The sequence below is a fragment of the Limosilactobacillus fastidiosus genome (genome assembly GCF_014145505.1).
Lineage (GTDB): Bacteria > Bacillota > Bacilli > Lactobacillales > Lactobacillaceae > Limosilactobacillus > Limosilactobacillus fastidiosus.
In genome coordinates this window covers 197664-208925 of sequence record NZ_JACIUZ010000044.1, presented here as the reverse complement: position 1 = coordinate 208925, position 11262 = coordinate 197664, and the positions used below count along the sequence as shown (strand labels likewise).

The window sequence follows — 11262 nt, the reverse complement described above, 5'->3', positions numbered from 1 at the left end:
TTTATTAGCCCTTCCTGCCAAAATCATTCTGCATCAATTCTTTCAACCGACTAACAAACCAACTAACAACCTCAGGATTATCATTGTGTCGACCTGGAAAACCCTTATAAATAAACTGGCGAGCTTTTTTTACGGCACGATTATTTACAAGATCATGGTACGCTAAGTTGTCATAGTCGTCATCTTTCATGTAAGCAATGAATAGTTTAGTATTGGTCAGATCACATTCAGTAAAATCTTCCCAAAAAGTTTGGTCGATCATATTCAAATCAGCAATACTTAAGTTCTTGGCTAACTGTGAATCAATATCAAAAATCGTATCAAATTCATCTGGTCGATGAAGGCGTCCTCGTAGAGCAACATAACCAAGGTTCGTAATGGGCTTGGAAACAATAATTGCGTGTGCTCCTAGTTCTGCCCCATATTTTAAAGCCGGGTATGTCCCCATTGAAATTCCATTTATTATTAACTGATCATTCGTAAACCCTAATTTTTTAAGGTGCTTAGTGATCTTTTCTTTGATTAACTCAGAAATGCTAGAACCAGTATAGAATTGACCGACCTCTAAGCGAGGATCCGTGAAAAGAAGCGATGGCGCATGAACACTCCTAAAGAGTGGATAGGCTTCAAATCCCTCTAATTCACGGGCACCAGAAAAGTAAACATTTAGTGGTGGCTTTAAATCACCCGGATTAAAGTACACACCAACTTCTTCCCGCGTTTGCGGATCAACTAATCGATCCCCACCAACGATATAATTACCAACCCCGCGACGGGACCAACGAAGATGAAGATTACCCAGAACTAGAACTCCTTGACCCCTCGCTTCTAATTGAATATTGGTTAATCTCCCTACACTAACCGGAGATAACGGTAATTCCTGTTCTTGTGTGGAATCCATATCAAGCACAAATGACTTTGCTGGGTCACCATCTCCACCAAGAGGGCTATAAAAGGCACGTAAACGAAGATGTAAATTATTAGTACTCTGCTGTTCAAGCCAAAATTTAACAACCCTATTTGGATCAATAAAAAGTGAGGGGCGATAATTCCCTAACGAACGCCACTGCTCTGCCGTATCAACATTCAGAATCAAATGTCCCTCATCGTGAAATTCCATTCCTTGAATATATTGATCGTTAATCATCAAGTTTTGTGGTGAAACCCGCATCCCCGATTGACCAAAATAATATTTACTTGGCAAACCATCAATTAGTTTCTGTGGCTCCTCTTTAATCGGCTTTGCTAGCTGGAGGCGAAGATAAGTCTGTCCGGCAACGCTAATTTGCTGTTTTGCTTCTGGAACATAAAGGACGGTGTATGGATCAGATAACCATTGCAACTTTGCCCAATCTTCATCATCTAGCTGATTTGCTCCGGTAATGATCACAACCGTATAACGATGCGGTTTTCCTTCCTCTGTCGGGCGTGGATAGGCATTATATTCCCACTCTATGTCTTCAGGAATTACATATTTAGTGGACCAATCCTCCGGCCCGAGTTGAAGAACATTCATTACTACTCACCTTACTTTGCTGTAACTTGTTGCCAAACTTTTAACATATTTTCTTCCGAATATTGGTTAAGCATTTGAACATCATATGTTAATGCCGTATTCCAGTTCTTCAAGCTATCGATGTAGTAGCTTAATGCGATCGGAAGTTGAAGAATACTCTCACAAACAAACCCATTTTTCTTATTAATGATTGCTGCTGTTTCAGCTTGACGGATTTGGGGGATTCCAACGTTAATCGTTGCCATTTGAAGAAAACTGTCTGGTCGTTCTCCCCAATCAATAACAAGTCGAATCTTATCGAGGGCCCTCATCATATCATTGTTATTTGTCCAACGGTGCACCCTGATTTCTAATTCAGGAGTTTCCTCCTTTTCATCCGGAATAACCCGTTTGAGCATTGGTTTCTCCGGCTTTAACTTAAATTCACCTGGATGAGCCGCTTTCAGTTCTTCAATCATTTGGTTTGCCAACTGTTCTTTTTCAGTAGTATAGGCAAACATATAGAGAGCTTCACCTTTCGGGTTCTTAAGTAACCGCTGATATATTAATTCAATAATCGGACGCAACAAATCAGGATCAACATTTTCAACAAAAACACCTATTCGTTGCTGAAGAATCTGCTGGCTGTGCCCTAGCTTAAATTGAGATGGGAAAAGTGGGATAACTCCGGTCTGAATAGCAACCATATAGTTTTTCTTCAACATTGCAGATGTTTCTTCCGAATCCACAAAAATACCTTGATTAGCTTCACTTCGTAATGCTTGAAGCGTCTTTTGAAATGGATGCCAGCTACTTACCGAATAAACGGGGCGTAACTTAGCAAAAATTTCATTTTTCACCGTTGACTGATCATCCATTGTTACGATGAGGTTATCTTCCTTGTGTAAGTAAGCAAGAAAGTGATTTTCAACAATTTCTGAAATCAAGTCTGTCATTTGCGAATAATGAAGATGTTTGGTGAATTGTGGAAGAGCAGAATTAATCTCTACTTCATCATTTTGGAGGAAATGTTTTAATCGCCAGTGGCCCTGCTCATCATAATATACATTAACAATCGTTTGTTGGTTTTTCAGTTGTCTTTCACGAGAAATAAAACCTCGACTATCAACATCAAGTATTCGGTTAACTTGTCCCTGCTGGTCGTAATACTGGACAGTTAAGATTTTCCCTTGATTATCCAACGTTACTTTAGCATAAACTTTATCCTTACGAATCGCATATACCCGGAATGCGGTGTAATTAAAGCTAATATCATCAGGCCAAGTCAAGTCCCGTATGCTAATCACTCGACCGGCAAGATGATCGATTCCCTGTAAATAATCAAAAACAGCAAAGATCCTTGCGGGCGCTAATGCCATTTCATTTATCTTGGTCATTAATTGTGGCTGATAGTCCGTTATAACTAAGCCAACCTTATTGTGAGTGTTTTGTAATAGCTGCATATGACTTGTAGCATCATCAAAGGCAATTTTAGGGACAGTCGTGGCCCAGTCTTCTTTTAAATCATGCCAAGCTGGTACTAAATAATCCAAGCTTATCCCTCTTTCTTCATTAACTTCTCATAACGGCTTGGGAACAGGAGCGTTAATAATTGGTCTTTAATTCCAGTCATAAACATAACCAGCATAACAATATTCATTGGAATAACTGCAAAGCCAGCAAACTTTCCTAAAAGCTGGTTTCCCAGTAATCCTAGTGTCAACTGAATAGCGTTAAGCAGTGCGCCCCAGAAGGAAACCCTTAATAACTTCTGCTTTAAGTACTCCTGCGTTGGCTTTCCTGGTCGAATTCCAAGAACATAATTATTACTATTCCGAAGTTGCTTTGCTTGTTCTTTAGGGTTAAATTGCATAAATGCGAAAAAATAGAAAAGGATAAATGCCATAACTCCACTAATAATCGCGTCAAAGTATACATTGGCAAAAACCGAATTGCGACCCAGAAAGCTCCCTATCATTGTTGGAAACATTAGAAGGGCCATTCCGATCATATATGTCATCATGGCTCCAGAGTTAAGGCCAATTGGTACAATAACCGGTTTAGCACTGCTTGGCATCGACGTATTAATTGTTTTGATTGGATAATAGGCATGCCCAAAAGCGTTCCAGAAAACAATCGCAAGAACTCCTACAAGGATCAAGGCAATTACCCAGAACAATGGATGGGATAAGGTACTAATCCCCTGAACTGCTTTTTTTAGGTTGGGGAGTGACATTGTTACCATGTTAAAAAGAACGATCGTAATTGTCCCCCCAATTCCAAATTCCATATTCATATATCCCATCCAGACAACAAATAAGCTTCCAGCGGTTAAAACAATAATTACTGCAATTGATTGAAAAACATCTGACGTCAAATGAAGGCCCACAACAAGAGTAATTGCCTGAATTAAGGTCAGAATTAACGTTATAATTTGTTGAACTACCATCATCTGCCGCATCGATAGTGAATCAAGGCTAAACAACTTCATCATCATTAAAAGCTGCATAATCAACATGGCAATCATTAAGGGGTTTAGCCCAATCATAAATAACGATAATTTTTGAAAATTAGCCCCACTCATAAAACTAACAACGCTTAATGGTGTGTTATTCAATAGATGATGGAATGACTTGGTAAATCGTGCAAATGGAACTGGAATTGATGATCCGAGCATGTATACCAGTAACGTAAGTAACGTCACGGCAACCCGGCGACGCAAATTAGATAACTGAGATGTTTTTCGCATTTTTCACACGCTTTCAAATTTATTACTGCTAAGAATCAATAAATAGTGATTTATCTCCCGATACTCTTTTCTCCACAAACGAGAAATCTTTGATCACTAAAGCTTACTAACAATTTAATTTTAATGCAAATAGATTATAAATAAAACACTTATTACTATATAAATGAAAAAGGGTCAGGAAAAAACAGTTTTTTCACCGACCTATTTTATTCTATAAATTATTTTTTAGTATTCTTAATTTAAAATCAATATTCTAATATTTATGGTAATTCCCGGCGACTAAATATGGCTGGCAAGATGTAGATGTACTTCTAAGATCTACGGATTAAGACGGTAGATACAATCCTCAACAATCTAATATTCATTCAAAATCACTATTCATAAAAAGCTTTGAATATTGCCTCAGTCAACGCCCGTTTTGTAAAGTAACCACCCTGAATTAATTTAGCAAATTCATTGATTGATTCTACCATTTTATCATACTCGGCCGTCGTCATTGTTTGAACGCGCTCTATAGCTTCAGGAAGGGTATCAGCGATAATCCCGAGATTCTTTTTTTCTATAATATCACGTGCTGGTGTACTACTATTAACGATGACTGGCAGTCCTGCAGCCAAGTAAGTTGAAAGCTTAAATGAGCAATTCATTTTCATATATTCAAGCCAATATGGATCTCCAGACCAAATTAACCCGAAGCCACCCGTATGACGAAGATTGTTTAATAATGACGCATCAGGCATACTGCCAACGAATTCAATGTTTCGTCCAACTCCCCATTCTTTTGGTGATGTAAAGACTCGTAACTTAACATTGGGATTAAACCAAGTACCACCAAATCCATATTTTTCTGGATTAGTCGGATCGCCGGCAAAGTTAATAATCGGCGTATACTGCGGTTTTTCTTTTCCCAGATCGATATCGACTTTGTGATCCCACATTTTTTGGATCACAATTTTTTTTACAGATAGTCCATGCTTACGAAGAAAATCAGCCATATATTGGGAAGGAACGATAATTACATCCGCCATATTGTAATACTTAATCCACTTCTCAAGAAGATAACGATTACTCTTCCACATCAAAGGAATAACATCATGAATAAAAATGATCCGTTTTAAGTGATCGTAAACTAACGTCCGCTTAAATAAAGCAGTATCCCATTCGACTGAATTCCAAGATGGCGACTGAAAGACGATTACATCCCCCATTTCAACTCCCGCTAGCATCCCGTCAAATCGCGCATTTAATGATTTTTTGCTTTCGCCTTCATCATGATATTGAAATACACCAATTTCACGAAAACCAAGTTCCTTGGTCGCAATGTCAGTTACCATATGTTGTGCCAACTTAGCTACCCCAATCATATGGTGAGTATTGGTAATGTGTACTCTCAAGCTATCCATCCTTCTTTCTAGATTCAATTATAGCAGAGTTAATTTTTTATAAAAAAGTCCCACGTTATACAGGTGAAACGTGAGAAACTCTTTCCCGATCCATTATTTATTTTACTTTATTGCATTTCATGCTTCTTCAACTGCTTTAACAAGTTGTTCCATTGTTTGGCTACCAAAAATAACCGGACCATCGTTAATCATCGTAGCTGGCACACTCATGATATTCTTTGCCTTTCGTAGTTCAGGAAAGTGCTGAAGGTCAATCATTGTAGCAGTGATGTTAGGATTTAATGCTGCCATCTGTTGACATGCCGCCACTACATCTGGACAGAAATGACAAGTAAGTGAAACCCCAATTTCTATATTAGCTGCAGGAAGTTTTTTTATCCGGTTAGTCATTTCTGGTGAAATTGTTTGTCCAGGTCCTGCAACATTATATACTCCAAGAACAAGTGAGTTTAACTCATGACCAGTTGGAATACCGACATAATGAAGTCCAGTATCTTTCCCTGTATCGTCAAGTAGTCTTAATTGAGGAAGGAGTTTAGCGTGCTGAGCTGCTTTGATTTCAACATTCAGGTGTCCATCTAATGTGGCAAATTCGGTTACAAAGTCAACTAACTGAGCACTTAATGGCGTTTCGTTGGTCAGTATCTGTAAGCTAACATTTCTTGTTAAGCGAGCAAAGATTGGCTGTAATTGTTGCACAATATCAGCTGTTAACCAATTACCCACATGCGGAGTGACTTCTTCCTGGTGCTCAAGCGAAGAAGTTTGCCCAACCGTTTTCGCCGGTTCCTTTGCATTAAAATGGATCGGAATCCTTAGTCGCTGTTTTTGTTCAGTTACATATTTTTCGGCAGCCGTTGCAGCTTCAGCACCGTCAGCAGTCGCTGTTACAATTTGTCGAAGTTCCTTTTCGATAATATCGCCAGCCGCAAAAACACCAGGGATATTTGTTTGCCGATGATCGTCCGTAATGATATATCCATGTTCATTAAGCCTGATAATCCCTTTAAGACTCTGTGTTGCTGGTTGGGTACCCACATAAACAAAGATGCCAAATATTTGGTCACCATCATCAAGGTGGTAAACGGTCTTTTTACCAGTCTTATTATTAATCAAGGTAGCAGCGGTAAGGTAATCATCACCTTCAACGCTTTCGACTTCGGTATTATATTCCACACTTACCTTGGGATTATCCAATGCCCGAGAAGCAATCAATGGTGGACAAGTAAATTGATCACCCCGAACCAATACAGTAACATGTTTGCCATAACGGCTTAAGTAATCGGCCTCTTCTGCTGCTGCATAACCCCCACCAACAACGAAGATTTGCAACCCAGTAAAGAGTTCGCCATCACAAGTCGAACAGTATGCTACTCCCCGCCCTCGAAACTTCTCCTCACCAGGGAAACCAACTTTCTTGGGGTTAGCCCCACCAGAAATAATAATGCTTCGGGCTTGATATTGTTGCCCATTAGCATCAATCACAGTTTTAACATCATCATTTAAATGATCATACTTGGTAACTTCAGCGTGCTTAATCTTAACGCCAAAGTCCGCAACTTGCTTTTGCATCTTGTTCATCAGTTCGGTACCGTCGACTTCTACTACCCCGGGATAGTTATAAACAACGGATGTCGTCGTTACTTGACCACCGACACTATTTCCTTCAAGGATTAAAGTATCAAGGGTTGCCCGACCAGCATAAAGGCCAGCCGTTAATCCAGCTGGCCCGGCACCGACGATGATCAAGTCATAGATATGCTCGCTCATCGGTGTTTCCTCCTATTAAATTAAAGCTTACCAACTAAGTCAAGACTTGGCTTGATTGAATCTTGACCTGGCTTCCAGTTAGCAGGGCAAACCCGATCACCATGTTCACGAACAAATTGGGCAGCCTGAAGTGTTCGTAAGATTTCATCAGCACTACGACCAATTCCCATGTTATTAATTGTATATGATTGAGTCTTGCCATCAGGGTCAACAAGGAAGACACCACGGTATGCTTGACCAGCATCTTCATCTAAAACATCAAACATCCGAGCAAGCTTGCCAGCTGGGTCAGCTAACATGTTGTACTTAATCTTACCAATTTTTTCTGATGCTTCAGCCCATGCTTTATGAACGAATTCTGTATCTTCAGAAACAGAATAAATATCAGCATTAGCTTGTTTAAAGTCTTCATACTTATCTTGGAGGGCTTCTAGTTCAGTTGGACAAACGAATGAAAAGTCAGCTGGGTAGAAGAAGAAAACACTCCATTTGCCTAAGACGTCAGCCTTGGTAACTTCCTTAGTCTTACCATCCTGATATGCGTTAACCTTAAAATCTTCAATTTCGTGACCGATAAAGTTCATTATAAAATCCTCTCCTTAATTTAGAACCATTCTTAATTACACTTTTAGTATAGTTAATTTAAGACTAAGATCAAGGCTAAATTAGAATTATTTTAAATTAATTATTTAAAATAAAAAAAGCTAACTTAGGAGCTTATCAACCTAAGTTAGCTGTCATTAATCAATTAAATTATTTACTTAACTACTAATTAGTAGTTTAGCACACTCTCATGATTATGTTAACAATATTTTACTAAAAGCTTTAGTAGTACAAAATCGCTACTAGACAGCATAGTCAAACGTGCTTGAGCTCTAACGACCTCAAACTCCGACGACAAGTTCGGCGCTCTACGACCTTACCAACTAGCCTTTTTTACACCAGGAATCTGACCTTTATGGGCAAGTTCACGGAAAGTTAAACGAGACATTCCGAACTTACGCATGTAGGCGTGAGGACGACCATCGTAACGATCACGATTGTGGAGGCGAACCGCACTAGAATTCCGTGGCAACTTGGATAAGCCAATGTAGTCACCCTTAGCTTTTAATTCCTTACGCTTTGCGGCATACTTCTTTACCAATGCTTCTTGATGCTTTAATTTAGCAATTTTAGACTTTTTTGCCATATATTCAAGATCTCCTTTTATATAAATAAATTTTCTAAAAATAAATTGACGATGACAGAATGACGAAACAGAAATAAACTAATGGCAAAAGCCCGTTCTTAATTTTCCCAATTAACCTATATCCTGTTTCATGCGACTGCTGCAACGAAATGTGCTTACCCCCGTGTATATTAAGGTTCGCACAATTATTAATTAACATTTGCGAACAATTCTTTATATTTAATTATACTAACTTTTTGTAAGACTTGCAAGAAATTTGACTATTTTTGACCAATTCGTTTGCAGTAGTCTAAGTACTGTTGAGCATAGCCATATTTCCGGTTAAGTCGGGTCAGCTTTTCTGGATCATGAGTGTAGGCTCGCCCCGTCTTCATCATCAGGTCATAGAGTTCAAGATACGGAACCGCAGACTGATCAGCAATTGCCTGCTCGGCTTTCCGATCATATCCAACATGACGGAAGTTAACGGACGCCATCCCCATGTCATCTACCTCAATCACCAGGTAGTGAGCTCGCATATCACAATGGAGTTTATCCCACCCATTAAAAGGTTCACCAACTGCTCCCGGATTCATCACAATTCGCTCATCACTAGCATAACGCATGATCTCATGGTGAACATGAGCATAAATTGCGACATCAATCGCTGGATCAGCAGCTGAAAAAAGTTGATCAAAGTTCTGTGTCGCCTGTGTTGGAAAGAGAGCCTGCCCCATATTTAGCCATGGTAAGTTATGAGAAATTCCAAAATTAAGTGGACCAATCTTTTTCGTAACATGCAATGGCCAACTTGCAATCTCCTCAACCATCCCCCGTGGAGCATTTTGACCAACATACTGAGCTAGTCGACCAAAGTAAATATGTGATGGGAACTTCACATCCATCTTCCCCCGAACACCATTTACTACGAGATCATCCCAATTTCCCCGGACAATTACCGTTGGACTAATCGTCTTAAACAATTGCCAGATTTCACTCACACTTGGTCCTGGCATCAATAGGTCACCAACAAACCAGTACTGATTAACATGCTGCTGACGACTATCACGGTACATTGCCCGCATTGCACTCAGGTTTCCGTGGACATCAGAAAAAACTGCAATCCTTATTTTCATTAAACTGCTTCCTCTCCTAGAATCACATTTATTGTACCAGAAGAATTTTTAAATGACGTAAAATTTGATTTGACAGATCATGGTAAACTATTTTAGTAATCTAAAATAAAGGGGTAATAGTGTGAATCAACAAGGTCAAATCAATTCACGGATTCGTCGAATCGTTACTATCGTGTTACTTGGAGCGTGTTTCATCAGTTTAGCCAGTCAAACCATGATGGTAACAGCACTGCCAGTTATTCAGGAGGAGCTTCATGTCTCACTAAATGCAGTTCAGTGGTTAACAACCGGATATACCTTAATTATCGGGATTGTAACCCCACTTTCATCCAATATGTATGAGAAATTTACTAACCGACACGTCTTTACTGGAATTATCGGAACATTTATCATCGGAACACTTGTCGGCTGTTTTGCCAGTAACTTTGCTACCCTTTTGCTAGCTCGCCTGATTCAGGCGGCAGCTGGGGGAATGCTCATGACCTTCCAAATGACAACCATGATTTCGATCTACCCAATAGAAAAGCGGGGTGCCATCCTTGGTTTGTCCAGTCTGGTTATTTCTGCAGCCCCGGCTCTGGGTCCAACCATTTCTGGATTAATCCTAGAATTTCTCTCCTGGCGTTGGTTATTTATTTTAGTATTGCCATTAATGATCCTAGCTTTTATTGTTGGGTATCTAAAGTTACCCAACTTTTCTACTCCACGACCAATTAAAATCGACTATCTTTCAGTTTTAATTTCTTTGATTGGTTCTGGTCTAGCACTAGGAAGCTTAACCGTTTTCCAAATTAACCTATGGTATGGTTTAGCGATGCTTATTGTTGGACTCCTTATTATTGCCGTCTTTACTAAGCGACAACTTCGCTTGAAAAACCCAATGTTAAAGGTTCAAATCTTTGCCTATCCTTCCTTTCGTTGGATGACAATTGTGGGAATCTTTGCTTTTATGGTTCTTCTGGGTACAGAACAATTAATGCCAATCTATACGGAAAAAATTCTTGGAATAGGAAGTTTTCTCTCAGGGTTAATCCTTCTTCCCGGTGCGATTGGAAATGCCATTACCGCTTACTTTGTTGGCCCGATTTATGACAAGTATGGACCAAAATGGTTGGTTATGATTGGAGCGGTAATTATGCTGTTGGCTTCGATCCCGTTAGTCCTAGTCAACCACCATTCTTCAGTCCTTATTCTTACCGTAGCCTATATGCTCCGGATGATTGGAAATGCCTTTGTTTTCAGTCCTGCCCTTTCGGAAGCATTTTCTGAGTTAAGTCAGGAAGAAAATAGTCATGGAACAGCCCTCAATAATACTCTTCGTCAAGTATCAGGAGCCGTTTCGGTTACCCTTTGCGTGGTAATTGCTAATACTCCCACTTCGTTAGTAAGTGGGATCCGCTATGGTATGTGGTCAACTGTGATTATGGTGGTCTTAATGATTTTATGCTTCTACCATTATTTAAATATTAAGAAAGCTAACCAGAAATAGCTTCTTGTAGGAGAACTTGTTATACTCATAATTATTACAATTATAAAAGGAG

At 39.4% G+C, this 11262-nt stretch carries 9 protein-coding genes; 1 reads left to right on the top strand and 8 read right to left on the bottom strand.

Features of this window, described 5'->3' with window-relative positions:
- Nucleotides 1-4: 4 nt before the first annotated feature.
- From asp2 to H5R64_RS08440, 8 genes are all read right to left on the bottom strand, one after another.
- On the bottom strand, nt 5-1516 hold the full coding sequence (gene asp2, locus H5R64_RS08475) for an accessory Sec system protein Asp2 (RefSeq protein ID WP_182581139.1): 1512 nt from the start codon (nt 1514-1516) through the stop codon (nt 5-7).
- Nucleotides 1517-1527: 11 nt separating this feature from the next.
- The gene (gene asp1 / locus H5R64_RS08470) at nt 1528-3048 is read right to left on the bottom strand and encodes an accessory Sec system protein Asp1 (RefSeq protein WP_182581138.1); all 1521 of its coding nucleotides are present in this window, start codon (nt 3046-3048) and stop codon (nt 1528-1530) included.
- 2 nt (nt 3049-3050) lie between these two features.
- Entirely contained in the window at nt 3051-4244 is a 1194-nt protein-coding gene (gene secY2 / locus H5R64_RS08465; protein WP_182581137.1) for an accessory Sec system protein translocase subunit SecY2, read from the bottom strand.
- Between the two features lie 374 nt (nt 4245-4618).
- A complete protein-coding gene (locus H5R64_RS08460; RefSeq protein ID WP_325064706.1) occupies nt 4619-5647 on the bottom strand; it encodes a sugar transferase in 1029 nt (342 codons plus the stop codon).
- Between the two features lie 117 nt (nt 5648-5764).
- Nucleotides 5765-7417: an FAD-dependent oxidoreductase gene (locus tag H5R64_RS08455; RefSeq protein WP_182583347.1), complete on the bottom strand. Its 1653-nt coding sequence runs from the start codon at nt 7415-7417 to the stop codon at nt 5765-5767.
- A gap of 20 nt (nt 7418-7437) precedes the next feature.
- Entirely contained in the window at nt 7438-8001 is a 564-nt protein-coding gene (locus H5R64_RS08450; protein ID WP_182581134.1) for a redoxin domain-containing protein, read from the bottom strand.
- 335 nt (nt 8002-8336) lie between these two features.
- Nucleotides 8337-8606, bottom strand: coding sequence for a 30S ribosomal protein S14 (rpsN, locus tag H5R64_RS08445; protein WP_182581133.1), 270 nt, complete (start codon nt 8604-8606; stop codon nt 8337-8339).
- Between the two features lie 260 nt (nt 8607-8866).
- Nucleotides 8867-9721 (bottom strand): metallophosphoesterase family protein, encoded by an 855-nt coding sequence (locus H5R64_RS08440; protein WP_182581132.1) that lies wholly within the window; start codon nt 9719-9721, stop codon nt 8867-8869.
- Between the two features lie 121 nt (nt 9722-9842).
- On the opposite strand from H5R64_RS08440, the gene H5R64_RS08435 reads away from it, so the two are divergent.
- Nucleotides 9843-11210, top strand: coding sequence for an MFS transporter (locus tag H5R64_RS08435; RefSeq protein WP_182581131.1), 1368 nt, complete (start codon nt 9843-9845; stop codon nt 11208-11210).
- Nucleotides 11211-11262: the final 52 nt, after the last annotated feature.

Coding starts and splice junctions, on each gene's coding strand:
- asp2 (WP_182581139.1), bottom strand. CDS start 1,516: ATGAATGTTCTTCAACTCGGGCCGGAGGATTGGTCCACTAAATATGTA.
- secY2 (WP_182581137.1), bottom strand. CDS start 4,244: ATGCGAAAAACATCTCAGTTATCTAATTTGCGTCGCCGGGTTGCCGTG.
- H5R64_RS08460 (WP_325064706.1), bottom strand. CDS start 5,647: ATGGATAGCTTGAGAGTACACATTACCAATACTCACCATATGATTGGG.
- H5R64_RS08455 (WP_182583347.1), bottom strand. CDS start 7,417: ATGAGCGAGCATATCTATGACTTGATCATCGTCGGTGCCGGGCCAGCT.
- H5R64_RS08450 (WP_182581134.1), bottom strand. CDS start 8,001: ATGAACTTTATCGGTCACGAAATTGAAGATTTTAAGGTTAACGCATAT.
- rpsN (WP_182581133.1), bottom strand. CDS start 8,606: ATGGCAAAAAAGTCTAAAATTGCTAAATTAAAGCATCAAGAAGCATTG.
- H5R64_RS08440 (WP_182581132.1), bottom strand. CDS start 9,721: ATGAAAATAAGGATTGCAGTTTTTTCTGATGTCCACGGAAACCTGAGT.